Source organism: Rhodospirillaceae bacterium (genome assembly GCA_028819475.1).
Lineage (GTDB): Bacteria > Pseudomonadota > Alphaproteobacteria > Bin65 > Bin65 > Bin65.
In genome coordinates this window covers 164,224-190,258 of the sequence record JAPPLJ010000060.1, presented here as the reverse complement: position 1 = coordinate 190,258, position 26,035 = coordinate 164,224, and the positions used below count along the sequence as shown (strand labels likewise).

The 26,035-nt window shown below is 67.4% G+C and carries 22 protein-coding genes; 16 read left to right on the top strand and 6 right to left on the bottom strand.

The window, feature by feature from the left end; genetic code table 11:
* Nucleotides 1–632 precede the first annotated feature (632 nt).
* From OXM58_18630 to OXM58_18620, 3 genes are all read left to right on the top strand, one after another.
* The gene (locus tag OXM58_18630; GenBank protein MDE0150378.1) at nt 633–3,518 is read left to right on the top strand and encodes a class I SAM-dependent DNA methyltransferase; all 2,886 of its coding nucleotides are present in this window, start codon (nt 633–635) and stop codon (nt 3,516–3,518) included.
* A gap of 93 nt (nt 3,519–3,611) precedes the next feature.
* Entirely contained in the window at nt 3,612–3,956 is a 345-nt protein-coding gene (locus OXM58_18625) for a hypothetical protein (GenBank protein MDE0150377.1), read from the top strand.
* A gap of 96 nt (nt 3,957–4,052) precedes the next feature.
* Nucleotides 4,053–4,811, top strand: a complete 759-nt coding sequence (locus OXM58_18620; GenBank protein MDE0150376.1) for an HNH endonuclease signature motif containing protein — start codon at nt 4,053–4,055, stop codon at nt 4,809–4,811.
* A gap of 284 nt (nt 4,812–5,095) precedes the next feature.
* On the opposite strand, the gene OXM58_18615 is transcribed toward OXM58_18620, so the two are convergent.
* The 5 genes from OXM58_18615 to OXM58_18595 form a co-directional block, all read right to left on the bottom strand.
* Nucleotides 5,096–6,811 (bottom strand): thrombospondin type 3 repeat-containing protein, encoded by a 1,716-nt coding sequence (locus OXM58_18615; GenBank protein ID MDE0150375.1) that lies wholly within the window; start codon nt 6,809–6,811, stop codon nt 5,096–5,098.
* Between the two features lie 300 nt (nt 6,812–7,111).
* Nucleotides 7,112–8,326 (bottom strand): tyrosine-type recombinase/integrase, encoded by a 1,215-nt coding sequence (locus OXM58_18610; protein MDE0150374.1) that lies wholly within the window; start codon nt 8,324–8,326, stop codon nt 7,112–7,114.
* Complete coding sequence (locus tag OXM58_18605) at nt 8,313–8,807, bottom strand: site-specific integrase (GenBank protein ID MDE0150373.1); 495 nt, start codon at nt 8,805–8,807, stop codon at nt 8,313–8,315. The genes OXM58_18610 and OXM58_18605 overlap by 14 nt, the downstream gene beginning before the upstream one ends.
* Entirely contained in the window at nt 8,807–9,784 is a 978-nt protein-coding gene (locus OXM58_18600) for a DDE-type integrase/transposase/recombinase (protein ID MDE0150372.1), read from the bottom strand. Before OXM58_18600 ends, OXM58_18605 begins: the two co-directional genes overlap by 1 nt.
* Nucleotides 9,785–9,826: 42 nt before the next feature.
* Nucleotides 9,827–10,471 (bottom strand): hypothetical protein, encoded by a 645-nt coding sequence (locus OXM58_18595; GenBank protein MDE0150371.1) that lies wholly within the window; start codon nt 10,469–10,471, stop codon nt 9,827–9,829.
* A 221-nt stretch (nt 10,472–10,692) separates the two neighbouring features.
* On the opposite strand from OXM58_18595, the gene OXM58_18590 reads away from it, so the two are divergent.
* The 7 genes from OXM58_18590 (at nt 10,693) to OXM58_18560 (ending at nt 17,499) form a co-directional block, all read left to right on the top strand.
* Nucleotides 10,693–11,247 (top strand): hypothetical protein, encoded by a 555-nt coding sequence (locus OXM58_18590; protein ID MDE0150370.1) that lies wholly within the window; start codon nt 10,693–10,695, stop codon nt 11,245–11,247.
* Complete coding sequence (locus OXM58_18585) at nt 11,163–11,453, top strand: DUF2285 domain-containing protein (protein ID MDE0150369.1); 291 nt, start codon at nt 11,163–11,165, stop codon at nt 11,451–11,453. Before OXM58_18590 ends, OXM58_18585 begins: the two co-directional genes overlap by 85 nt.
* A gap of 223 nt (nt 11,454–11,676) precedes the next feature.
* Nucleotides 11,677–13,815, top strand: coding sequence for a hydantoinase/oxoprolinase family protein (locus OXM58_18580; protein ID MDE0150368.1), 2,139 nt, complete (start codon nt 11,677–11,679; stop codon nt 13,813–13,815).
* A complete protein-coding gene (locus tag OXM58_18575; GenBank protein ID MDE0150367.1) occupies nt 13,815–15,527 on the top strand; it encodes a hydantoinase B/oxoprolinase family protein in 1,713 nt (570 codons plus the stop codon). The genes OXM58_18580 and OXM58_18575 overlap by 1 nt, the downstream gene beginning before the upstream one ends.
* An 83-nt stretch (nt 15,528–15,610) precedes the next feature.
* Nucleotides 15,611–15,952, top strand: a complete 342-nt coding sequence (locus OXM58_18570; protein MDE0150366.1) for a metalloregulator ArsR/SmtB family transcription factor — start codon at nt 15,611–15,613, stop codon at nt 15,950–15,952.
* Nucleotides 15,949–16,458, top strand: coding sequence for an SRPBCC domain-containing protein (locus OXM58_18565; GenBank protein ID MDE0150365.1), 510 nt, complete (start codon nt 15,949–15,951; stop codon nt 16,456–16,458). The genes OXM58_18570 and OXM58_18565 overlap by 4 nt, the downstream gene beginning before the upstream one ends.
* 147 nt (nt 16,459–16,605) lie before the next feature.
* Nucleotides 16,606–17,499: an alpha/beta fold hydrolase gene (locus OXM58_18560; protein ID MDE0150364.1), complete on the top strand. Its 894-nt coding sequence runs from the start codon at nt 16,606–16,608 to the stop codon at nt 17,497–17,499.
* A gap of 30 nt (nt 17,500–17,529) precedes the next feature.
* On the opposite strand, the gene uraD is transcribed toward OXM58_18560, so the two are convergent.
* Nucleotides 17,530–18,042, bottom strand: a complete 513-nt coding sequence (gene uraD, locus OXM58_18555) for a 2-oxo-4-hydroxy-4-carboxy-5-ureidoimidazoline decarboxylase (protein ID MDE0150363.1) — start codon at nt 18,040–18,042, stop codon at nt 17,530–17,532.
* 116 nt (nt 18,043–18,158) lie between these two features.
* Between uraD and uraH the strand changes: the two genes are divergently transcribed.
* From uraH to OXM58_18525, 6 genes are read left to right on the top strand one after another with little or no spacing between them, the layout of a single operon-like run.
* Nucleotides 18,159–18,512 (top strand): hydroxyisourate hydrolase, encoded by a 354-nt coding sequence (gene uraH, locus OXM58_18550; GenBank protein ID MDE0150362.1) that lies wholly within the window; start codon nt 18,159–18,161, stop codon nt 18,510–18,512.
* Between the two features lie 5 nt (nt 18,513–18,517).
* Nucleotides 18,518–20,014 carry a xanthine dehydrogenase small subunit gene (gene xdhA, locus OXM58_18545; GenBank protein MDE0150361.1) on the top strand — a complete coding sequence of 499 codons (1,497 nt, stop codon included), beginning with the start codon at nt 18,518–18,520 and terminating at the stop codon, nt 20,012–20,014.
* A complete protein-coding gene (gene xdhB / locus OXM58_18540; protein MDE0150360.1) occupies nt 20,011–22,404 on the top strand; it encodes a xanthine dehydrogenase molybdopterin binding subunit in 2,394 nt (797 codons plus the stop codon). Before xdhA ends, xdhB begins: the two co-directional genes overlap by 4 nt.
* Nucleotides 22,401–23,435, top strand: coding sequence for a xanthine dehydrogenase accessory protein XdhC (gene xdhC, locus OXM58_18535; GenBank protein MDE0150359.1), 1,035 nt, complete (start codon nt 22,401–22,403; stop codon nt 23,433–23,435). The genes xdhB and xdhC overlap by 4 nt, the downstream gene beginning before the upstream one ends.
* A complete protein-coding gene (locus tag OXM58_18530; protein MDE0150358.1) occupies nt 23,419–24,972 on the top strand; it encodes an ABC transporter ATP-binding protein in 1,554 nt (517 codons plus the stop codon). The genes xdhC and OXM58_18530 overlap by 17 nt, the downstream gene beginning before the upstream one ends.
* On the top strand, nt 24,965–26,035 hold the full coding sequence (locus tag OXM58_18525; GenBank protein MDE0150357.1) for an ABC transporter permease: 1,071 nt from the start codon (nt 24,965–24,967) through the stop codon (nt 26,033–26,035). Before OXM58_18530 ends, OXM58_18525 begins: the two co-directional genes overlap by 8 nt.

Sequence of the window (26,035 nt, the reverse complement as noted above, 5' to 3'; positions counted from 1 at the left end):
TGTCCGCCATTGTCGTCGTCAGGGGTGCTGGAGCGCACTCCAGGGTACTCAAGGGCAGGTGTTGGCGGGTCTTGCAGCGGGCTGCGTCCGGTGTGAGAAAATCGCGCCGAAAGGCGTCCCGATCCTGCTTCCTTGGCGCCCAAGCACTCGGGGGATGAAAGCCGTTTTGCCATCGGCATTTAGCCCGAGCGGCGCTTGAGCGGCAGCGCCCGCCGCGCATGAGAGAGAATGGTCTACGAACCGCCGCGCGGCATCCGACCGGTAGTGTAGGAAGCACGAGACGGCGAAGCAATTGCAAACCGACCCGCGCACTGGCCGGGTCATTCGTGCGGCCCGCGCTGTCGGCGACGGCGCGCACGATGCCCGGCGCGAAGTCGTGCCCGCTGCGGCATCCGACCGTCGGTCCCTTCTCGCATTGTGCGGCGAACCGCGTGCGGCTATCGGTGCGGCCATGCGATCATCGTCGCGCTTCAATGCTCAACGGTCGCCCGCGCCCAAGCCGCCGCAGTCGAGCTTGCGCGTCGCACGGGGCGACCGCATGGTGACGGGAACGGGAGGCGAGCGAGGAGACATGCGCCGATGAACAATGCCGCGTCATCAGAACGCGCGACCGGTCGGCACTGCCGACCGGTGTGCTCGTCGTCACGGTCGGTGCGATGACTCCGGGCGCGTTCATCGCCAAGTGGCGCGCGTCGGAGCTGAAGGAACGCTCGGCGTCGCAGGAACACTTCATCGACCTGTGCCGTCTGCTCGCCGAGCCGACACCGGCGGAGGCCGACCCGGCGGGCGAGCGGTACTGCTTCGAGCGCGGCGCGCGCAAGGACACCGGCGGCGACGGCTGGGCCGACGTGTGGAAGCGCGGCTGCTTCGCCTGGGAGTACAAGGGCCGCCGCGCCGACCTCGACGCGGCGTTCAATCAGTTGCGGCAGTACGCTCTCGCACTGGAGAACCCGCCGCTGCTGATCGTCTCGGACATGGCGCGGTTCCGCATCCGCACCAACTGGACGAACAGCGTGAGCGTGACGCACGAGTTCGCGCTCGACGACCTCGCCGACGGTGCGACCCGCGACATACTCAAGTGGGCGATGTCGGACCCGGAGCGGCTGCGGCCCGGCGAGACGCGACAGACGGTGACGGAGCGCGCGGCGGCAACCTTCGCGGAGCTTGCCCAAGGCTTGCGGGATCGAGGCCACGATCCGCAGACGGTGGCGCACTTCGTGAACCGTCTCGTGTTCTGCATGTTCGCGGAGGATGTGGGCCTGCTGCCCGGCAACATGTTCACCCGGATGCTGGAACAGGCGCGCCGTCGGCCAGACGAGTTCGCCGAGCTTGCCCGCGACCTGTTCAGTGCGATGTCTGTCGGGGGGCGCATCGGGTTCGAATCCGTGGCCTGGTTCAACGGCGGCCTGTTCGACGACGATGCCGCCTTGCCGCTCGACCGGGAGGGGATCGAGACGGCGCTCAAGGCGGCGGCGCTCGACTGGTCGGAAATCGACCCGTCGATTCTCGGCACACTGTTCGAGCGCGGCCTCGACCCGGACAAGCGCTCGCAGCTTGGAGCGCATTACACCGACCGCGACAAGATCATGCGGATCGTCGATCCGGTGATCGTCCGTCCGCTGCTCGCGGAATGGGAGACAGCGAAGGCCGAAATCGCGGTTATGGTCGAGCGCGCCGACACCGCTGGCTCGCCGGCGGCGCAGACCCGGCTGCGGCGGCAGGCGGACCGGGCGCTGCGCGCCTTCCTCGAACGGCTGCGGCGGTTCACCGTGCTCGACCCGGCTTGCGGCTCGGGGAACTTCCTGTATCTCGCGCTGCACGCGCTCAAGGACATCGAGCACCGGGTCCAGCTCGAAGCGGAGACGCTCGGCCTTGCGCGCGGGTTCCCGGCGGTCGGCCCGGCGAACGTGAAGGGCATCGAGATCAACGCCTACGCCGCCGAGCTTGCCCGCGTGTCGGTGTGGATCGGCGAAATCCAGTGGATGCGGCGCAACGGGTTCAGCAACTCGACCAACCCGATTCTCGACCCGCTCGACACCATCGAGTGCCGGGACGCCATCCTCGCGCCGGACGGGATCGAGCCGGACTGGCCGCGAGCCGATGTCGTGATCGGCAACCCGCCGTTTCTCGGCGGCAAGCTACTGATCGGCGGGTTGGGCGAGGACTACGTTTCGCGGATGTTCGCAGCGTGGAAGGAGCGCATACCGCCCGAAGCCGATCTCGTCTGCTACTGGTTCGTGAAGGCGGGCGAGCACGTCGCTTCGGACAAGGCGACGCGCGTCGGTCTCGTCGCCACGAATTCCATACGCGGCGGCGCGAACCGTCGGGCCTTGCAGGCGGCGACCGACGGACGCCCGATCTTCGATGCCTGGTCGGATGAACCGTGGGTGGTCGACGGCGCGGCGGTGCGGGTGTCGCTGGTCTGTTTCTCCGGCGCGGACGACGCGTACAGGCCGGAGACGCGCATGGATGGTGAGCCCGCCGACGAAATCCACTCCGACCTCACGGTCAGGCGCGGCGGAGCCGGGATCGACCTGACCGGAGCGAAGCGCGTCCCGGCGAACATCGGGGTTGCCTTCATGGGTGACACCAAGGGTGGGCCGTTCGACATTCCGGGCGATCTCGCGCGGGAATGGCTGCGCCTTCCGGCCAATCCGGACGGGCGGCCCAATTCCGATGTCCTGAAGCCCTGGGTCAACGGCATGGACCTGACCCGCCGCCCGACAGACAAATGGATCGTGGATTTCGGGTGGAGCATGACGGAGGCCGACGCGGCGCTCTACGAAGCGCCCTTCGGGCACGTCAAAGAACAAGTCTGGCCGATGCGCCAGCGGAACCGCCGGGAAGCGTATCGCCTGAGCTGGTGGCGGCATGTCGAGCCGAGACAGGGCATGTGGCGCGCGCTCGACGGACTGTCACGTTTCATCTTGACGCCCCGCGTTGCCAAGCATCGCTTATTCGTATGGTGCGATGCTGGCGTTTGCCCCGATAGCGCGACAATCGCCATCGCCCGCGACGACGACACGATATTCGGCATCCTGCACAGCCGGTATCACGAGGCATGGTCGCTGCGGTTGGGGACCTGGCTCGGCAAAGGGAACGATCCGCGCTACACGCCGACCACCACCTTCGAGACCTTCCCCTTCCCGGACGGCCTGTCGCCGGATATTCCCGCGGCAGACTATGCGGAAGACTCCCGCGCCGTCGCCATTGCCGATGCTGCGCGGCGACTGGTGGAGCTTCGCAACCGTTGGCTCAACCCGCCCGAATGGGTGGAGTGGGTGGGCGAGCCGGTGCCGGGCTATCCGATGCGTCCGGTCGCCCGCGATGTGGCGGCGGCGAAGGAACTCAAGGCGCGAACGCTGACCAACCTCTACAATGCCCGGCCGCAGTGGTTCGTCGATGCGCACGCCGCGCTCGATGCTGCCGTCGCGGCGGCCTACGGGTGGGACGCGGCGATTTCGGAAGACGATGCGCTCCGGGAGCTACTCGCGCTGAACGTCGCGGAAGGGAAGTAACAGACTCGTACCTCACGATTTGCCGGCCTTGACATGGCACCGGAGCATGCCTACTCTAAATGGAGCATTTGCTCCATTATTGAGGGCCACACCATGCCAAAGCCGACGCTCGACGACCGCACCTGCGATCTGGCGCGGGAAATCAATCGCATCGAGGCACTTCTTGATCGGGAGAAGCCGCCCGCTCGCTCGCAAGCCGGAGAAATCCGCCATGCCGTCATGGCAGGCGCGATGGACGTGCTCAAGAGGGCACAGGACCATGCGCGTGCTGTCGGCAAGGCCGAGCGCATTCGCGCCGCTGGCGAGGGCCACAACGAGGAAAACAGCCGCTCGCTGGGTTACAGCGCCGAAATGGCGGCGCTTGAGGCGCTGTTGGGCGAGCGCAAGGCTTGGGACTGGATCAAGCGCTGGGGTCTGAACGAGGGCGGATGGGCCTGAGCTGGCGACAAAACGGTTGACGTTCCGAAACTCCACCTGTCGGCGTATAGCAGTCCGGCCACAATATAAAATTGGTGCTGCAATCAACGCTGTCTGGTGATCAAGCTGGCCAAGTCAGGCGATGTCTGCGATTCAATCGCCGATGGAGAATACGAAATGAGAAAGTCCATTCCGTCGATCATCAGGAAGCAGGTTACTCAAGAAAGTCAGTCAACATGTCCTTTCTGTGGCGAGGATGATGTTTCGACAGCAGAACTTCATCACATCACACCGATATCGGAAGACGGTACGGATTTGTTCGAGAATTTGATCTATGTCTGTGCAAACTGCCACTCAAAGATAACGCAAGGCCAGATTCCCAAAAGCGACGTGGAAAGGGTGAAAAAGCTGCTTGGAGAAGGCAAACATCCGTTCTTCAAGGGTGAGACCGCGAGTAATGTTATCCATGCAGATTTCACCAAAGGAGCAAACTTGGGAGTAGTTGCAAATTCAATACAAAACGTGAAGATAAAGACGACACGGAGAACGGTGAAGGTTGCGGCCCCACAAGGTTCGATAGCTTCAAGTCTGTGCCATATGAACTACACGAAGCACTTGATTGACAGATATCATGAATTCAAGAGAATCGAAGTTGGCAAGGACGCGATGAAATACCCAGTATTTTATCAACAGATAAAAAGGAAATTTGGGGCAAATTGGAAGATGGTGCCTTTGGAGAGATTTGAGAATCTTGTAGCGTATATTCAATCGAGAATTGACAAGACGAAACATGGAAGAGTGCAAAAATCTCATGGCATAAAGAACTATTCTAGTTTTGAAGAATACCTTGAAAAACGTGGGTATTTGGACTGCTGAGCACGTGCCATGCTGCCATGGAGTTACACTGCGAATAACGTCTGAACTCACTTCAAAACCAGCGCCAGCAGCCGGATGGCCGCGACGACCTCGGGCCTTTCGGTCTCGCGGGCGTCGAGCGCGCGTCTGAGCCGGGCGAGTTCGTCGGTGTCGAGGAACCGGGCGATGTTGCGCCTCGGGTTCTTCGAGATGGCAAGCCGGTAGCGGCAAATGCAGCTTTCTGCACCCGCCCCGTTCGCCGCCCTTGCGATGGGCTAGGGCCGCCCGCCGCACAAAGCCTGCTGCTAGCGTGATGCTCCGAAAGCCGCCGTAAGATCCGTCCGTTCCAGCGTACCTGCCGCGCCTTCATGCGATCGCCCGGTGAATATGCCCGTCAAGCGCCCGTCGTCGCCGCTGGTCTCCCGGAAGGTGTTGCCGCGAACCGCGATGCCATAGCCGAGATCGCCATTGAGCCATGTCACCCCGCTCCCGGCAGCGCCGGGCGCGGCGTTCGCGCCCCATGTCTCGAGATTGGTGAAATCCGCCCGGCCCGTCATGGACACCAGATTGACGCTGATCGCGGCATCGCCCGCGACGGCCGCCGCGTCCGGGGTCAGGCCCAGCAATTCGCCGTTCCAAACCGCTGAACCGGACAGGCTCCGATTGTCGGCAAGGTCGCTGTCCGGCGTATAGCCGTAAGCCCATGGCTCGACATAACCGTTGCGCAGCGCAACCCCGAAACCGGCATGGGAGCCGTTGCCGTGAATGTGCCTTGAAGTGCTTGCCCAAGGGCCAAGGGACGACGGATCAGTTCCCGGTTCAAGGCTGTAAAGCGCCCGCAATGATTCCCGGTCTATCGGGTACAGAAGCGATAAAGGTTGCTGCTTCCCGTTCTGTTCCAAGGCGTAAATGTCGGCGGTTCCCTCCAGAATGGTAGCGTAGCCTGCCGATGGATGATCATCGACTCCTAGAGCGTGCATCATTTCATGGGCGAGTAGGATCACGGATCGCCGGATACTGGCGATTCCCGCGTCTGCCGTCCCGGTGGCATCCGCGTACACGTTGGTATCCCTGTAGAATTCGATTAGGGAATCCGCTACCACTTTGTAACCATCTGCACTTGTGCTAATCCGATTGTATGTTGTTGCCCCAGCGCCTCTAGGACTTACAGGGACGAATTTCACTCGGATGGTATTGGCTGTTTCCCCGGCATCTTCCGGCAATGAGTTACCCATAGTGATTTTGTAGCCTTCTGGAAGGGCAGTATTGATTAGCTGAATCGTGGCGGCAACAATATTTTGGTCAAGGCTCGATGCTTGGCCAACAATCCGCACTGTCGGAGCTTGCGGCCACCGAGCCACACCCGCACCCGGAAACGCCTCTTGCAAATAGGCCACCAATTGGCTGCGCCCTGCTCCGTCATTCAGTTGGCCGAAGCGAATTTCCGAATCTCCACGAGTGCCGGTCACGGGCAATCGGCCGATATCACCCTGGTCTACGCCTACAAAAATCTTCGGCGTGTATCCTCCTTGGCCGAAAGGAGTCGGCCCTGCTTCACTGGCGAGAATTTCATCCGTGTAGATAGGCGAATTCTTCACGTCCGAAGAAAGGACGGTCGGAAGGTTTCGAACGCTGTAGTGCCGCGCGAATAGCGTCTCGGTATTCGGATCATCGACATACGCGAATGGAAAGGGTAGCCGATCAACTTCTACCGTCTTTGAGGGGTCTTGCGGGAACGCGTCCGCGTTGTCGCCCACGCCGTCTCCATCCGTGTCCATCGTCTCCGAAGCGTCCTGCGGGAACGCGTCCGCGTTGTCGCCCACGCCGTCTCCGTCGCTGTCCATCGTCTCGGAAGCATCGCGCGGGAAGGCGTCCTGAGCATCCGCTACCCCATCGCCGTCCGTGTCAACAACAGGCTGGTTCGGCTGTTGCGTCATCGGGTCGGGCTTGCCTCCGCCTCCACCGCCTCCGCAGGCGACAAGCAGGAACAGGGCGGCGGCGATGGCGAAAACGGTGTGCATCGATGTTCTCCTCACGATCATCGCCCCCGATGCGGCCGGGAGCCGGGCCGTTGCTAACACTTTCCGGTATGGGAAATGTTCCCCGCCTATTCGCCAAGCATCGGGGAGCTACCCCTTGCCGGATCAGGCTGTTGTATTCAGCGGGCGACCCGACAGAGCGGGGAACCCGAAAAGTGCTAGCGAGGCGAAGTCTGGCGCATGGTGGCGCGTGAGTCCATATGGCGGCGCAAGCGCAGGACTGGATCGCGACGGCGTCGAAAATCGACCGGACTCTGTGCTGGAGTAGGATCGGAACTGACTTCAAAACCAGCGCCCGCGCATGCGCAGGGCGCGGGAGGCGGAAGGCGGCGGTGGCGGCGCGTCCCGGAGGTTCATCGCCTCGGCGATCAGGCTCCCGACCTTCTCCGCCGTCTCGACCAGATGACCGTCGGCAAGATGAGCATAGCTCGCCGTGGTCTCGTGGCGACGATGACCAAGCAGCTTGCCCACCAGCGGCAGGTTCTCGCCCGACATGACGGCATGGCTCGCCGCCGTGTGCCGCAAATCGTGCAATCGGACCTTGCCGAGCTTCGCGTCGTGGCAGACCGCGTGCCAGAAGTTCACGACCCGGTGTGCGTGTCGGCCCCCGGCGAGGCTCGGAAACAGGAACGCATCGGTGTCGCGTGGTCCGGGCAGCATATCGATAACGGCCCGCGCCGCCCCGCCGAGCGGCACGATGCGCGGTCCAGTCTTGCTATCGGGCAAGGCGATGGCGTTCTCTCCGATGTCGCGCCAGCGAAGGTTGAGCACTTCGCCCCGGCGGCAGCCGGTGAGCGCCAGCAGCCGGATCGCCGCGACGGCCTCGGGCCGTTCGTCCTCGCGGGCGTCGAGCGCCTGCCCGAGCCGGGCGAGTTCGTCGGTGTCGAGGAACCGGGCGATGTTGCGCCTCGGGTTCTTCCTGATGCCGAGACAGGGATTGGTGCCCGGCTCGCGGAAGCCGTATTCCTCGGCCCGGAACATCATCGAGCGCAGTATCTCGAAGGCGCGGTTGGCCGCGCCGGGCCGGTCCCGGCTCGCTTCGTCGAACCACGCGGCCACGTCCTCGGGGCCGACACGCTCCACCGGCATCTTGCCGAAGGCGGGCAGGATGCGGGCCTTGAGATAGATGCGGATGGTCTTGCGTCCCGACGGCTTCCAGTAGGGATCGCAGCGCCGGAGATACTCCTCGGCCAGCATGGCTACGGTCGGGGCGGTCTTCTCCCTGTGGATGTCGTCGGCGGGATTGTCGCCCGCGCGGACGCGCGCGAGGATGTCACGGGCGCGGCGGCGGGCTTGCGTCAGTTCCATCTCGCCGAAACGAGCAATGACGATGCGCCGGGTCTTCCCCTCGATGCGAGCCTGCACGATCCACGCTTTCGCGCCGGACCGGTGGACGCGCAACCCGAAGCCGGGCAGCGCCCGGTCGAACAGGAACACGTCCCGGTCGCCGGGTTCGGTCTCGCGGGCGAGCCGCGCGGTGAGATCAACCGTCGGCATGATCGCACCCTCCCTCCCAGACGGTCCCTCTACCGGCCAGCGCCGCCCCGATGCGCCCGGACACCCGGTCGGCGGCCTCGGCAACCGAGCGGTCGGACAGGTGGACATAGCGTTCGGTCGTCTCCACCAGCGCGTGACCGAGCAGCTTGGCGATGGTCAGCATGCCGACGCCGTTCATGGCGGCGGTGGACGCCCAACTGTGACGAAGATCGTGAAGCCGCAAGCCGGACAGTTCGGCCTCGGCGCGGATGCGATCCCATTGGAAGGCGATGTTGTCGATGGGCCGCGTCGGCGGACGGGCGGGAAAGAGATAGGGGCAATCCGCGCTGTATCGCGGGATGGCGTCGATGACGGCCCGCGCGGCGCTCGACAGCCAGACCGTGCGCGGTCCCGATTTCGAATCCCGAAGATGGATGCGCTTGCCCTTGATCCAGTCCCATTCGAGTGCGGCGATCTCGCCGAAGCGGCAGCCGGTCAGCATCAGCAGGCGGACGATGGCGACGACGTTCGGGCACCAGAACTCGTCGCGGGTGGCGAAGGCGCGAGCGCGGCGCGAAGCGCGCGCGAGGATGACGGCGCCGTCGCAACACCGTCGGTCGGAAACGAAACGGGCCGCGCCGCCGTCCCGCTGCGGGGATGACGACGCGGCCCGCGATGCGCGGCGGTCAGGCGGCGCAGCGAGCGACCGGTATGCCGAGCGATCGGGCGCGGTCCACGAGGTTCTCGGTGATGCCGCTGCCGGGGAAGGCGATCACGCCCTTGGGCAGGAGGTTCGTGGACGACGTCGAGCGGCCTCGTGGGCGGCGCGTGCGGGTCGTAGCGCAAGATGACCCTCTGGCCGACCAGGATGGCGTCGACCTCGTAGAGCCGGCCGTTGAGGCTGACGGTGCGGTCCTTGTGCACCACGCGCTTGGCCTCGAAGAGGAAGACCTCGTCGAGGTCGAGCGTGGCGTCGGGATAGCGCACGCCGCCCGAGACGAGCGCCCACTGCTCGAGCGGGGTGCGCCCGTCGAGGCCGCGATGCGGGGTGTTGTGGTACTCGCCCTCGATCCACGCCCACAGGCTGCGGTTGAGCGTCTGCACGCTGTCGGTGGCCCGCGCGTCGAGGTGGGCGAGCCAGCCGGCGCGAAGGGTGCGGAAGAAGCGCTCGATCTTGCCCTTTCCCGCTGGCTGATACGGTCTTGCGTGCACCAGCACCACGCCGAGCTTCGCGCACACCAGGGCGAGCTGGCGCGAGCGGTAGGCCGCACCGTTGTCCACGTACAGACGCGCCGGCAGCCCGCGGCGGATCAGCGCGTTCTTCCACACCGGCAGGAAGGCCGGGACGTTCTCCGACATCGCGAAGGCGGCGAAGGGGACCACACGGGTGGCATCGTCGATGAAGGCGATGAGGTAGGTCTTGCGCCGGCTGCGCCCGAGCCGGACCTTCGGCCCGTGCATGACGTCGCTCATCCACAGCTCGCCTGCGTCGCGGAGCCCACTGGCCCCGGGACCGTCACGCTATGCAGCGGCCGGGGGCGGGTCAGGCCCCATCGAGTGTTGGAACGCCGGGGTGCGACCCGGGACGCCGATTCCATGGGGTTGGAAGCCCAACGGGGCGGGCAGCACCCGAAGCTGCGCCGCCACCAGGGCACGCAGCGTCATCAACGCACTGTCGCTCCCCAGACGCGCGCGCACCGCCACCATGGTCGCCGCGCAACCCGCCAGCCGGTCGGGGATCAGGCCGATGACGCGGACAAGAGCGTTGTGAACGAGACGCACCCGCCGGCGCACCCAGCGCATCGCGCCGGGAAGCTCGACGGCGCCATCGTCCTCGGGGCGGCGCAGCTCGTTCGCCGCCGCCTCCAGGCTCTGCGCCTCCTCGGCCGCAACGACAACCGCTTCCAGAGCGTCGAGCGTGCCCGGCAGCCGCGCCGCCAGACAGTCGGCCAGCAGGCTGATGGTCGTATGGCTCTCACGGCAATACCAACGAGGAACCTTCGCGCCGGGCGGGGTCTTGCGCGAGTAAGTGCCGTGGCTTGCCACGGAACAGCCGCCGTGCGGGTGATTGGGGCAGCGCTCGAGCCTTGCATCGCGCCACGCCTCCGTCCTAACGTATTCCTCGCCGGTAAGCCCCGTCTTGTAACGAAGCTGCACACCGGCCATGGCCCGGCGGGGTTCGGCCCGCGCGGGCCTCTTCCTTGTTGTCCCTGGTCAGACCGAGACTACGGAACCGCCACCCGCGGCGCAAAGCCGCCACACCGGCGACCCCGGCCGCGGGCGGCTTCCCACATTCGCCCGCCAGCGCCGGAAATCCCAAACCAGTCAATGTGAGAAAAACTGCCGACCTTCTATCCGGCTAAAGCGCGAAACAACACGGCGCCCCGATGACAACCGGCGACGGCATGCGGGCCTGGATGGTGCTGCGCCGGCTCGGGGACTACGAGGCGGCATGGCGCGCGCACGCCGCCGCGCCGGCCGCGCTCGAACCGGGACCGTTCCCGATCCGCATCCAGGGCGCGGGGGATCTGAAGGCGGCCCGGTTCGACCTGCTGGCCTGGGCGGACCCGCGCGCCGGGGACGGCCCCGCCTCGCCCTTCTGGGTGCAGGACGGCATGGCGGAGGCGGCGGTCGCGCCGGGCGTCGCGCCCCTGGCCGCCGTGGTCGCGGAGGGCGGGGGGTCCATCGAGGGGCTGCGGCTGCTCGACGGCGCCCTGGTGCTCAAGATCGAGTGCGGCGCGGCGGCCCTCCAGCTCCGGGTGCGCGGCGCCGGGCCGTTCCCCGACGCCGCAGGGATCGAGCTGCGCCACCCCTTCGGGCTCGGGATGCCGCAGACGGTGCGGCGGCTGATCGACTTCTGGAGCGTCGCGGGCCGCGCGGTCCCCCCGGAGACGGCGGGGCCAGACCCTCGCGGCCTGCGGGCGGGGACCTGTTCCCGATGACGGTGCTCGACGGGCTCCGGGAGAAGAGGACGCAGCGGCGCATCGCCGAGGATGTCTGGGGCGCGGAGCGCGTCGCCGCCGAGTGGGACCCCGACGGGTGGATGCGCTCGCAGGTGCGGCGCTGGGTGAGGAAGGCCAACGCGCTCGCCGCCGGCGGCTGGCGCGAGCTGGTGCCGCGCGACCCGCCCGACGATCGGGACCGGTGACGGCGGCCGGCGCTGCTGCTAGAGTGCCGGCAGGCATCGCGGCCGGCCGTGCAAGCGCTCGACGCGGTTCGTTCCGGGGCCGGGCCGTCATCCCCCGGGACCCGAAGGGTTGCCGGGGGCCGCTTGTGCCCGCGCCGACACGAATGACCTGACGCTGGAACGAATCCGCTTACAGTACGCTTACATCGGCCCGGTGCCGTCTTGCACGTTCCGGGTCGATGCGATGCCTCAAGATACTGATAAACCGTCAGAAAACGCCACCTCTCAGGGCAGGTTCCGCGTCGGCGTGGACGTGGGCGGCACCTTCACCGATATCGCCCTGGAACATGGCGACGGCCGCTTCCATTCCGCCAAGCTGCTGACCACCGGCGCCGAACCGGCGCGCGCGGTGCTCGACGGCGTCGCCGCGGCCTGCAAGGCGGCCGGGATCGGGTTGGCAGATATCGGCCGGATCATCCACGGCACGACGCTGGCGACGAACGCCGTGATCGAACGGCGCGGCGCGGAGACCCTGTTCGTCACCACCGAAGGCTTTCGCGACGTACTCGAAATGGGCTCGGAAAGCCGGTTCGACCAATACGACCTGAACATCGTCAAGCCGGCGCCGCTGGTGCGCCGCGCCCGCCGGCTGACGGTGCGCGAGCGGCTCGACGTCAATGGCGGGGCCCTGATCCCGCTCGACGAGGCGTCGGTCGCGCCCGTGCTGGACGCCATCGCCGCCGAGGGAATCGAAAGCGTCGCGATCGGCCTGCTGCACAGCTACGCCAACCCGGCCCATGAACGGCGCCTGCGCGATCTGGTGCTGGCGGCGTATCCGGGGCTGCCGGTCAGCCTGTCCTGCGAGGTCTCGCCGGAAATGCGCGAATTTCAGCGCTTCTCGACCACCGTCGCCAACGCCTATGTCCAGCCTGCGGTCGCCGCGTATCTGCGCCGACTGGAGCAGGCACTGGCCGAGGCCGGTTTCGCCGGCGCGCTGATGGTCATGCTGTCGAACGGCGGCCTCGGGACCGTCGATACGGCGATCCGCTTCCCGGTCCGGCTCGTCGAATCCGGCCCGGCCGGCGGTGCGATCTATGCCGCCGCAGTCGCCAGGCAGACCGGCGCCGCCAAGGCCGTCTCCTTCGACATGGGCGGCACGACCGCCAAGATCTGCCTGATCGACGACGGCCGGCCGCAGTCGGCGCGCGACTTCGAGGTCGACCGGGCCTATCGTTTCAAGCGCGGCAGCGGCCTGCCCCTGCGCATCCCGGTGGTCGAAATGGTCGAGATCGGCGCGGGCGGCGGCTCCCTGTGCGGCGTCGACGGGCTCGGCCGGATCGCGGTCGGCCCGCGCAGCGCCGGGTCCGATCCCGGCCCGGCCTGCTACGCCCGCGGCGGGACCGGCGCGACCGTGACCGACGCCGACGTCGTGCTCGGCCGGATCGATCCGGCCGGTTTCGCCGGCGGCACGATGATGCTGGACGCTGCCGCGGCCGAAAGCACGCTCGCCGCCGATGTCGGCGCGCCGCTCGATCTCGACACCGCGACGGCGGCCCTCGGTGTCGCCGAAATGGTCGACGAGAACATGGCCAACGCAGCGAGGGAACACGCCGTAGAGCACGGCAGGGATTTCGAGGGACGGACCCTGATCGCGTTCGGCGGCTGCGCCCCGCTGCACGCCGCCCGGCTCGCCGACAAGCTGGGCATCGACCGGATCGTCGTGCCGCGCGGCGCCGGGGTCGGCTCGGCGATCGGCTTCCTGCGCGCGCCGGTGGCGTTCGAGGTCGCGCGCAGCCTGTACCAGCAGCTCGAATCGCTGGACGCCGCCGCCGTTGCGGCGCTGCTGGCGGACATGCGCGACGAAGCCGCATCCTTCGTCGAGACCGCCGCCGGCCGCGCGCCGGAGCGCCTCTCTTATGCCGCCTTCATGCGTTATCGCGGCCAGAGTCACGAGATCATGGTGCCTCTGCCCGAAGCGCCGCCCGACCCGCGCGACCCCGGTCCGTGGTCGGAAGCCGTGGCGGATGCCTATGCGGCGGCCTACCAGCGGCAGTACGGCCCGCCGATTGACGGTGTGCCGCTGGAATTCGTCGCCTGGACCGTCCGGGCGGAATGCCGTGCGCAGGACACGACCCGGCCGCTCGAAGACCCCGAGGAACCGGCGTCGCCCGAGATCGCGGCGCGAAGGATTGTCGATACGTCCGCCGGCAAGCCTCTGACGGCGGCCGTGTTCGACCGCGACCGGCTGCGCCCCGGTCAGGCCGTCGCCGGGCCGGCGGTGATCGTCGAAGCCCAGACCTCGACCATCGCCCCGCCGGGATATACCCTGTCCTGCGATCCGTTCGGCTCCCTGATTCTGGAGCGCACGGCGGAGGACCGATGATGACCGAAATGCCGGCCGAAGACAGCCTGACCCGCATCCGCTATCCGGTGCTGTGGAACCGCCTGACCGCCATCGTCGAGGAGCAGGCGCGCAGCCTGATCAAGACGGCGTTCAGCGAGACGGTGAGCGAAGCCGGCGACCTTTCCGCCGGCGTGTTCGACACGCGCGGGCGCATGGTCGCCCAGGCGGTGACCGGGACCCCCGGCCATGTCAACTCGATGGCAGAGGCGGTCGGCTATTTCCTGGAGAAATTCCCGGCCGCTGAAATGAAGCCGGGCGACCATTTCATCACCAACGATCCCTGGCTCAGCTCCGGCCATCTGCACGATATCACCGTCGTCTCGCCGGCGTTCCACCGGAACGAGCCGGTCGCCCTGTTCGCCTGCACCTGCCACCAGGTCGATATCGGCGGGCTGGGCCAGTGCCCGGACGGGCGGTCGATCTACGAAGAAGGCCTGTTCATCCCGATCATGCGGCTGGCGCGCGAAGGCGCGTTCAACGAGGACCTGTTCGAGATCGTCCGCGCCAATGTCCGCCAGCCGGACCCGGTGGAAGGCGACATCCGCAGCTACGCGACCTGCAACCATCTGGGGGAACGCCGGCTCGCTGCAATGCTGGACGAGTATGGCGACATTCGCTTCGACGCGCTGGCCGATTTCATCCTGGAACGCTCGCGCCGGGCGATGGAGGACGCGATCCGCGCCCTGCCGGACGGCACATACCGTAACGCCGTCACCCTCGACGGCATCGACCGGCCGGTCATTCTGGACGCCGCGCTGACGATCGACGGCGAACGCATCGTCATCGACTTCGACGGCAGCTCGCCGGCCAGCGCCTACGGCGTCAACCTGGTGATGAACTACACCCTGGCCTATACGGCGTTCGGCGTGCGCGCAGCGGTAGCGCCGGAAATCCCCAACAATGCCGGTTCGCTCGCGCCGGTCGAGGTCAGGGCGCCGGCCGGCTCCATCCTCAATGTCGAGAAGCCTCGGCCGGTCAGCGCGCGCCACATCGTCGGCCAGTTCCTGCCGGACGTCGTGCTCGGCTGCCTGGCGAAAGTGCCCGGCCTCGAAGTGCCCGCAGAAGGCGCGGCCTGCCTGTGGGGCATCCAGGTGCGCGGCGGGCCGGAGATCGGCGCCGCGCCCGGCATGAATCGGGACAGCGACGCCGCGGCCTTCGACCTGCTGTCGTTCAACAGCGGCGGCTCCGGCGCCCGCCCCGCGGCCGACGGCCTGTCCGCCACCGCCTTCCCCAGCGGCGTGCGCGCCTTGCCGGTCGAAGCGATCGAGACCCGGGCGCCGGTCGTCGTCTGGCGCAAGGAACTGCGGCCCGATTCCGGCGGCGCGGGACAGCAGCGCGGCGGCCTCGGCCAGACAGTCGAAATGGGGACGCGCGACGGCGCACCCTTCGCCCTGTTCGCCATGTACGACCGGGTCGAGAACCCGGCGAGGGGACGCAACGGCGGGGCGGACGGGGCGGCAGGCACGGTCGCGACCGCCAGCGGCAGCCCGCTGCGGCCCAAGGGCAGGCAGATCGTCGGCGCCGATGACCGGGTGCGGGTCGACCTGCCTGGCGGCGGCGGCCACGGTGATCCGCGCGACCGGCCGGCCGAGGCCGTCGCGGCGGATATCGCAGAAGGCTATGTCACGGCCGACGCCGCGCGCCGGCTCTACGGCGTGGAGATCGGCGATGACGGGAAAGTGACGCGGTAGCCCGAGTCGCGTACAGCCGGCATTTTCGCATAATTTTACCTAATGGTTGAATGTTATACCAGAAAGGCGATATATTTAACCGTATGGTTGAACAAAACCTCGATCTGGTCTTCCAGGCGCTTGCCGATCCCACGCGCAGGACGCTCCTCGATCGCCTGGCGGCGGGCGAAGCGACGGTCGGCCAGCTTTCCGAGCCGCTTCCGCTGTCCTTCGCCGCGGTGTCGAAACATCTCGGCGTGCTCGAACGCGCCGGCCTCGTGACACGCGAAGCACGGGGGCGGGAACGGGTGTGCCGGATCGATCCTGCCGCCCTGAACGACGCCCTTGCCTGGCTCGAATTCCACGAACGCTTCTGGACCGGCCGGCTGGACGCGCTCGATGCGCTGGTCGGCACTCTCTCCGGCACGACGGGCGAACCGCAATGACCGATCCCGATCCGGGCGTGCCAAATCCCGGACAAACCCGAACGGGCGCCGGCGATACCGCAGGGCGCAGGCCGGACGACGGAAACATCTACCTGACGCTTCATCGCATCATCGCCGCGCCGGTCGAAACGGTTTACGCCGCGTGGACCGATCCGGATCTGTTGCGCCAGTGGCTGGCTCCCGGCGATACCGCGGTCGCCCGTGCGATCGCCGAAACCACGATCGGCGGGACGTTTCTCGTCGAGATGCGCGGAACGGACGGCAAGACATGGCTCACCCGCGGCACCTATCGGGAGGTCGTGCCCAACCGCCGCGTGGTGCACACTTGGCGCTGGGAGGGCAGCGACGTCGAATCTCTGGTCACCGTCGAGCTTGAGCCGGAGTCGGACGGCGCGACGCGCCTCACCCTCACGCATTCCCGGTTTTCGCAAGCCGAGGCCCGCGACGAACATGTGCGCGGCTGGACCGGATGCCTTGCGAAGCTCGAAGCCCTGTACGCCGGTTGAAGCCTCTGCCGATACAGCATCCGGGCGGTTTCCCGTGGCGCCGTATCGCTTCCCGGCGTGCAGGGCGCTACGGCGGCCGGCTCCGGTCGGGCGGGCGCTCCCGCACAGCAGGCTGGACGGGCAGTCGGGAACCACGGTGACACAACGATGGACCGAACCGTGACGGGCGTTCGCCCGGACTGGGTGTCCGACGATCTATACCCGTTTGAAAGCAGGTTCTTCGCTGCCCCGTCGGGGCACCTGATGCATTTCGTCGACCAGGGCGAAGGCGCGCCGATCGTCTTCGTGCACGGCAATCCGGCCTGGTCGTTCGAATTCCGGCATCTGATCGCAGGGCTACGATCCGGGTTCCGGTGCATTGCCCCGGACCATATCGGTTTCGGTCTGTCGTCGCGCAGCGGCCGGCGCGAAGACCACCACCCCGAAAGCCATGCCGACCGGTTCGCCGCCCTGCTCGACCATCTCGACCTGCGCGACCTGACCCTGTTCATGACCGATTGGGGCGGCCCGATCGGTCTCGAATTCGCGCGCCGGCATCCGGGCCGGGTCAAGCGGCTGGTCATCGCCAACACCTGGTGCTGGCCGGTCGGCGACGACTTTCATTTCAGGGCCTTCAGCTCTCTGATGTCGAGCTGGGTCGGGCAATATCTCATCAGGCGCCACAACATATTCGTGAACAGGGTGATGCCGAAGGCGGTCGGCGACAGGACAGTGCTGACGCCGGAAATCATGGCGCACTATCGCCATGCCCAGCCGTCGCCCGATGCCCGCGCCGCCAACGCGGCCCTGCCGGGTTACATCGTCGGTGCGGGAGCGTGGCTCGAATCGATCTGGCGCGAGCGCGCGGCTTTCGCGGACAAGCCCGCGCTCATTTTCTGGGGACACAAGGATATCGCGTTCCGCAAGAAGGAACTCGACCGGTGGAAGGCCGCGCTTTCCGATATCGAACTGCACGAGTTCGAGGACTGCGGACATTTCCTGGCGGAGGAAGCTCCCGAAAAGCTCGCAATGGCGATACGGGATTTCATGAACCGGAAGTAAGGTCGCGTCGCACCGCCGCCGGCAGGGCCGCTACCCCTCCATCGCCTTCAGGCGCAGGCGGGCGATGCGGTGAACCTGCCGCAGGGCCGTCGCGAATTCGGTTTCCCGGTCGTTGCCGGCGCGGCTGCGGAAGGCGTCGAGAATGTCCTGCCGGCTCAAGCCGCGCACCGCAATGATGAACGGAAATCCGAAGCGGGCGGTGTAGCGCTCGTTGAGCGCGTGGAATTCGGCAAACTCTTCCGGCGTGCAGCGGTCCAAGCCGGCAGACGCCTGCTCGGCGGTCGATTCCGCGGTCAGGTTGCCGGCCATCGCCAGCCTGCCCGCAAGCTCCGGATGGGCGCGCAGCAGGGCCAGCTTGACACTGTCGTCTGCCTCATCGACGACCCGCGCCATCCGGCCGGCCAGCGTTTCCGGATCGTCGTCCGCCGCTCCAAGGCCCCCGTCGAACACCGCCGCCGCAGCCCAGGGCGAATGTTCGTAGATGCCGCCATAGGTTTCGATGAAGGCAGCGCGGTCCAGGGTCGACGGGCGGGGCGAAAGCATGGGTTGAGCCGGTTTCCTGTGGCGTTCGGCGCACACTAGCCGATTGTATTGCCCGATTGTATTGCAGGGGCAAATCGGCTCTAGTTTCGGACTAGGCTTCAGGGAGACCCGCCCTTATGGGCCGATTGACCACCCATGTTCTGGATACCAGCGCCGGCCGCCCCGGCGCCGGCATTGCGGTGACGCTGGACCGGCTGGAGCCCGGCGGGCCGGTGCGCCTCACCGAAACCGTCACCAACAGCGACGGCCGCTGCGATGCGCCATTGCTGGACGGAGACGCCTTCACGGCCGGCGTCTATGAGCTCGCCTTCGCCGCCGGGGCCTATTTCCGGGCGCGCGGCGTGACGCTGGCCGATCCGGCGTTTCTGGACGCGGTGATTATCCGGTTCGGCATTGCCGCGCCGGGCGAGCATTATCATGTGCCATTGCTGATTTCGCCCTACGGCTATTCCACCTATCGCGGAAGCTGAGGCGCATGGCGCAGCCGATCACCTTCCTGCTGAACGGCGCGGTGGAGACGGTCTCGGACGTTCCGCCGACCACCACGCTTCTGCAGTTCCTGCGCCGCCACAAGGGGCTGACCGGCACGAAGGAAGGCTGCGCCGAGGGTGATTGCGGCGCCTGCACGGTCGTGCTCGGCGATCCGGGGGATGACGGCGCGCTCCGCCACACGTTGCGCCATCGGGCAGCGAACGCCTGCATCCTGTTCCTGCCGATGATGCACGGCCGGTCGGTGACGACCGTCGAAGGGCTGAGCAACGGCGCCGGAACGGTGCCGAACGCGGCCGAGCTTCATCCCGTGCCCCGGTCCTTTGTCGATTGCCACGCCTCCCAGTGCGGCTTCTGTACGCCCGGTTTCGTGATGTCGGCCTACGCCGCCTGGCTCGAGAACGAACCGTTGGACAAGCGCAGCGTCGAAGACCTGCTGGCCGGCAACCTCTGCCGGTGCACGGGCTACGGGCCGATCGTCGACGCAACGCTCGCGCTGAACGGCGCGCGCCCGGCAAACGGCGAAGGCGCCGCTGCGACCGACAGCGCCCGGCAGCTTCACGATGCGGCGGATCGGGGCGCGCTTGCCTACGAACACGGCGGTCAGCGCTGGTACGGGCCGACCACGCTCGATGAATTGTCGGCGCTCTGCGCGGCGCATCCGGACGCGACCATCGTCGCCGGCGCGACCGATGTCGGCCTGTGGGTGACCAAGCAGCACCGGCGGCTCGACACGGTGATCGATATCGGACGGGTCGGCGCGCTGAACGAACTGACCGTGACCGGCGACACCCTGCGCATCGGCGCCGGCGTCACCTGTACGGGCGCCTACGAAGCGATCGCCGAACGCTGGCCGGATTTCGGCGAACTGCTGCGCCGCTTCGGCGGGCGCCAGGTCCGCAATGCCGGGACCATCGGCGGCAATATCGCCAACGGTTCGCCGATCGGCGACAGCCCGCCCGCCCTGATCGCCCTCGGCGCAACGCTGGTCCTGCGCAAGGGCGACACCCGGCGGCGCCTGCCGCTGGATGCCTTCTTTCTCGACTACGGCAAGCAGGACCGGCAGCCGAGCGAGTTCGTCGAGGCCGTCGAGATTCCGCTCGATACCGGCCCGGAAGAGCTGAAGTGCTACAAGATTTCGAAGCGCTTCGATCAGGATATTTCTGCGCTTTGCGGCTGTTTCAACCTGCGCATCGAAGACGGCGCGGTCACGCGGGTCCGCATCGCCTATGGCGGCATGGCGGCGACGCCGAAGCGGGCGGCCGCGGTCGAGGCCGCATTGCTGGGCCGGCCGTGGACCGAACAAACTGTGGCGGCGGTGCTGCCGGCCTTCGCGGAGGATTTCACGCCGATCGACGATATGCGCGCCTCCGCCGGCTACCGGCTGCTGGCGGCGCAGAACCTGCTGCGGCGCTATTTTCACGAGAGCGGGCGCCCCCTGAGGGAAACCCGGCTGGCCGGCCGGGAGGCGGCCTTCGCATGACCGAACTCCCGACCCCAGAAGCTGTCGGGGACGCGACCAGGGCCGCACCGGCCATCGAGGGTGGCGTGCGGGCGGCGCGCGTCCACGACAGCGCGGTCAAACATGTCTCGGGCACGGCGATCTACACCGACGACATCCCGGAGCCGCCGGGCACGCTCCAGGTCTATCTCGCGCGCAGCGAACGGGCCCACGCCCGGATCGTCTCGATGGACCTGGCGGCGGTTCGGGCGGGCGACGGCGTCGCGGCGGTGATGACCGCCGGCGACATCCCCGGCGCCAACGATGTCAGCCCGATGGCCGGCGACGATCCGCTCTTCCCGGCCGCCGTTGTCGAATATTTCGGCCAGTCCCTGTTCGGCGTCGCCGCGGAGACGGTCGAACAGGCGCGGGCCGCCGCGGCGCAGGCCGAAATCGACTACGACGACCTGCCGGCGCTGCTCACCATCGAGGATGCGATGGCGGCGGAGAGCCTGCTCGAACCGCCCTATACGATGGCGAAGGGCGATGCGGCGGCAGCAATCGCCAGCGCGCCGCACGTCGTCGAGGGCCGGATCGAGATCGGCGGCCAGGAGCATTTCTATCTCGAAGGCCAGGCGGCGCTCGCCGTGCCGGGCGAGGACGAGGACATGACCGTCCATTGTTCGAGCCAGCATCCGAGCGAAATCCAGCACACGATCGCCAAGGTGCTGGACGTGCCGAACCATTCGGTGACGGTCGAGGTGCGCCGGATGGGCGGCGGCTTCGGCGGCAAGGAGAGCCAGGGCAACCTGCCTGCCGCGGCGGCGGCGCTGGCCGCGCGGCTGACCGGCCGGCCGGCGAAATGCGTCTACGACCGCGACGACGACATGATCCTCACCGGCAAGCGCCACGATTTCCGGATCGACTACCGCGCCGGCTTCGACGGTACGGGCCGCATTCTGGGCATCGAATTCGACCAGGCGCTGCGCTGCGGCATGTCCTGGGACCTTTCGGGGCCGATCGCCGACCGGGCGATGTTCCACGCCGACAACTGCTATAGCCTGCCGAACGCGCGGATCACCTCGTACCGCTGCAAGACGCACACCCAGTCCAACACGGCCTTCCGCGGCTTCGGCGGGCCGCAGGGCATGATCGGCATGGAACGGGTCATCGACCACATCGCCGCGGCCCTGGGCATGGACCCGGCCGAGGTCCGGGCGGTCAATTTCTATCCGCACAAGGATCAGGCGGGCGACGAAGGCAAAATCGCGCCCTACGGCATGCTAGTGGAAGACTGCATCATTTCGGACATCTGGTCCGAACTCTCCGGCACCTCGGACTATGCGGCACGGCGCGCGAAAATCCGCGAGTGGAATGCCGGGAGCCCCGTCTTGAAACGCGGCATCGCGATGACCCCGGTCAAGTTCGGCATCTCCTTCACCAACACGACGCTGAACCAGGCCGGCGCCCTGGTCCATGTCTACAATGACGGCTCGATCCACCTGAACCACGGCGGCACGGAAATGGGCCAGGGCCTGTTCGTCAAGGTCGCCCAGGTCGTGGCCTCGGAATTCCAGGTCGATCTCGACCGGGTCAAGATCACCGCGACGACGACCGGCAAGGTGCCGAACACCTCGGCGACTGCGGCCTCCTCCGGCTCCGACCTCAACGGCATGGCCGCCCGGGAGGCGGTCGGCAAGATCAAGCGCCGGCTCGCCGAATTTCTGGCCGGGCAGTACCAGGCAAAACCGGCCGACGTCCGCTTCGAGGCCGGCCGCATTCATATCGGCGGCGAATCCCTGCCGTTCGACGAGGCGATCGGCAAGGCCTATGCCGCCCGGGTGTCGCTGTCGGCCACCGGCTTCTACGCCACGCCGAAAATCCGCTGGGACAAGGCGACGGCCCAGGGCCGGCCGTTTTTCTATTGCGCCTACGGCGCGGCGGTCACCGAGGTCGCGATCGACACGCTGACAGGGGAGAACCGGCTACTGCGAGTCGATATCCTGCACGATGTCGGCAAGTCCCTGAACCCGGCCATCGACCTCGGCCAGATCGAGGGCGGTTTCGTGCAGGGCGCCGGCTGGCTCACAACCGAGGAACTGGTGTGGGACGACCGGGGCCGGCTGATGACCCATGCGCCGTCGACCTACAAGATCCCGGCCTGTTCCGACCGGGCGCCGGTCATGAACATCCGCCTGTTCGACCGCGGCGAGAATGTCGAGGACACAATCTACCGCTCCAAGGCGGTCGGCGAGCCGCCGCTGATGCTCGGAATTTCGGCGCTGATGGCCCTGTCGGATGCCGTGGCAAGCGTCGGCGGATACGAGATATATCCGTTCCTCGACGCGCCGGCGACGCCGGAGCGGGTGTTGTTCGCCGTGGAGCGGGTGCGCGCGAACGCCCCTGTCGGCGTGTCGGAGGCGGCGGCGTGACCGCGGCCTGGCTCGATGCCGTCCGCGAGCGGATCGGGGCCGGCGGCGGCCTGGTCTCGGTGATCGTCGCGACCGCCGAGGGCTCCGCGCCCCGGGAGCCCGGCGCCTGGATGCTCGTGGACGGCGACGGACAGTCCGGCACCATCGGCGGCGGCCGTCTCGAATGGGAGGCCACGCAGAGGGCCCGCGAAATTCTGGCCGCGCCGCGCGCGCTGTGGCTGCGGGACCTGCGCGACTATCCCCTGGGGCCGGACCTGGAACAGTGCTGCGGCGGTTTCGTACGGCTGCTCTACGAACGAATCGGCGCGGCGGAACTTGCGCTAATTCCGGCGCCGGCGCCGGCCGGCAGCATCGTCCTGCATCCGGTGTCGAGCGGTTCGCCCGTCGAGATCGTTGCCGACCGGCGGGCGGCGAAGTCATTGCCTTTCCCGGCCGCGAAACCCGCCGCGGAGATCCTGTCGGGCCAGGCGCCCCGCGCGACCGTGCTGACCCCGCCAGAGAAAGACCGCTGGCTGCTCCATCCCGTCGAGCCGTCGGGGAAGCCGCTTTTCCTGTATGGCGCCGGCCATGTCGGCCGCGCCGTCGTACGGGCGCTGGACGGGCTGCCCTTCGCCGTCACCTGGGTGGACACGGACGAGGCGCGCTTTCCGCGGGACGTTCCGGCCGGGGTCCGGCGCCTGGTGTCGCGCGAGCCGGCCGAAATCGCCGCGGCGGCGCCGGACGATGCGTTCCATCTGGTCCTGACCTATTCCCACGCCATGGACCACGACATCTGCCACGCGCTGCTCGCCGGCAACCGCTTCGGCTTCGCCGGGCTGATCGGCTCAGAGACCAAGCGGGCGCGCTTCTTCAAACGATTCCGCGACGCGGGAATCGCGGAGCCGGCGCTGGCCCGGCTGACCTGCCCGATCGGCATTTCCGGCATTCCGGGCAAAGACCCTGCGACCATTGCCGTCACGGTCGCCGCACAGCTTCTGCATCGACTCGTCTCGGCGGACGCCGTAAGCGGGGCGGATGAACGGCGTGCCTGAGCCTCTTCTCCAACTCGACGGCATCACCAGAGCGTTTCCCGGCGTCCTGGCGAACGACGCCATCTCGTTCAGCGTGAGCGAAGGCGAAATCCATGCGCTGCTCGGCGAAAACGGCGCCGGCAAGTCGACCCTGGTGAAGATCATCTACGGCGTGCTGCGGCCCGACGCCGGCGCCATGACATTGCGCGGCAAGCCCTTTGCACCGCACCGTCCGTCGGAGGCGCGCGCCGAAGGCATCGGCATGATCTTCCAGCACTTTTCGCTGTTCGAGGCATTGACGGTCGCCGAGAACATCGCGCTCGGCATGGCGCCGGAGCTGGCGAAGGGCGATCTGCGCGGCCGGATCGTCGAGGTTTCGACCCGCTACGGCCTGCGGCTCGACCCGGATCTCATGGTCGGCGATCTTTCGGTCGGCCAGCGCCAACGCGTCGAGATCGTGCGCTGCCTGCTGCAGAACCCGCGCCTCATCATCATGGACGAGCCCACCTCCGTCCTGACGCCGCAGGAAGTCGAGGTCCTGTTCGAGACCCTGCGCCGGCTCGCCGGAGAGGGCTGTTCGATCCTCTATATTTCGCACAAGCTGGAGGAAATCCGCGCCCTGTGCGACCACGCCACCATCCTGCGCGGCGGCAAGGTCGTCGCGACCTGCACGCCGGGCGAGGAGACCGCCCGCAGCCTGGCCGAGATGATGCTCGGCGAGACGCTCAGCGCGCCGGCGGCCGAGCGCCGGACGCCCGGCGATACACGGCTCAGACTGAACAACCTGTCGGTGGCGTCGGACACGCCATTCGGCACGGACCTGGACGACATTGCGCTGGAGGTGCGGGCGGGCGAAATCGTCGGGATCGCCGGTGTGGCCGGTAACGGACAGACCCTGCTGATGTCGGCCCTGATCGGCGAAACGCTCGCCGGGCGGCCCGATGCGATCGAGCTGGACGGTCGGCCGATCGGCCACCTCCCGCCGCACGGCCGGCGCAAGGCGGGCATCTGTTTCGTGCCGGAGGAACGGCTGGGTCACGCCGCCGTGCCGGACATGTCGCTGACCGAAAACGTCATCCTGTCCGCCCGGGTCCGCAAGGACCTGTCGCGCAACAGTTTTCTCAATCTGCCACGCGCCGCCCGCTACGCCGGCGATGTCGTTGACCGGTTCGGCGTCAAGACGGCAGGCATCGATCACGCCGCGCGCAGCCTGTCCGGCGGCAATCTGCAGAAATTCGTCGTCGGCCGGGAGATCATGCAGGAGCCGGGCGTGCTGGTCGCCTCGCAGCCGACCTGGGGGGTCGATGCCGGCGCCGCCGCCTTCATCCAGGAGGCGCTGATCCAGCTTGCTCGCGACGGGGCCGCGGTCCTCGTCATCTCCCAGGACCTCGACGAATTGTTCGCGATCAGCGACCGCATCGCCGTGATCGCCAACGGCCGGCTGTCGGCAGCCGATCCGGTCGACGACCTGACGATCGAGCAGATCGGCCTGCGCATGGGCGGACAGCCGCGCGGCCGGACAGATGCAGCGGGATCGGCGGAGCCGGCTCATGCTTAGGCTGGAGCCGCGGCGCGAGCCATCGAGGGCAATGCAGGTGCTGACGCCGGTCTTTGCCGTCGTCCTCACCATCCTGGCCGGCCTCGTCCTGTTCGCCATCCTCGGCAAGGACCCGTTCCGGGCGATCTGGCTGATCTTTTTCGAACCTCTGACGCAGACCTATGCGCTGGCCGAACTCACGGTGAAGGCGACGCCGCTGATCCTGATCGGCGCCGGGCTGGCTATGGGCTTCCGGGCCGGCGTGTGGAATATCGGCGCCGAAGGCCAGTTCGTCATCGGCGCGCTGGCCAGCGGCAGCGTCGCCCTGGCGCTGCACGAAACGGCCGGCCTCTGGATCATGCCGCTGATGTGCATCGCCGGCATGCTGGGCGGGATGGCCTGGGCGGCAATCCCGGCCTTCCTGCGCACCCGGTTCAACGCCAACGAAATTCTCACCAGCCTGATGCTGGTCTATGTCGCGATCCTGCTGTTGAGCGCGCTGGTGCACGGGCCGTTGCGCGATCCGGAAGGGCTGAATTTCCCGGAGAGCCGCCTGTTCAGCGAGTCGATGATCCTGCCGGTCCTGGTCGAGGGCACCCGCGCCAATGTCGGCTTCATCCTGGCATTGCTGGCCGTCGCCGTCGCCTGGCTGTTCATGGAACGGCACCTGTTGGGCTTCCAGATCAAGGTGCAGGGCCAGGCGCCGCTGGCGGCGCGTTTCGCCGGCTATTCGGAAAAGCGCATCGTCTGGATTTGCCTGCTGACTTCGGGCGCGCTCGCCGGTCTGGCCGGCACGACCGAGGCGGCCGGGCCGGTCGGGCAGCTCGTGCCGGCATTGCCGATCGGCTACGGCTTCACCGCGATCATCGTGGCGTTTCTCGGCCGCCTGCATCCGTTCGGAATCCTGCTCGGCGGCCTCCTGATGGCGCTCACCTACATCGGCGGCGAGGCGGCGCAGATCGCCATGAGCCTGCCGAGCGCGACGACCCGGGTGTTCCAGGGCATGCTGCTGTTCTTCCTGCTGGCGATGGACGTGCTGGTCGGCTCGCGGGTGCGCTGGATCCCGCGCACGGTTCACGGCTGA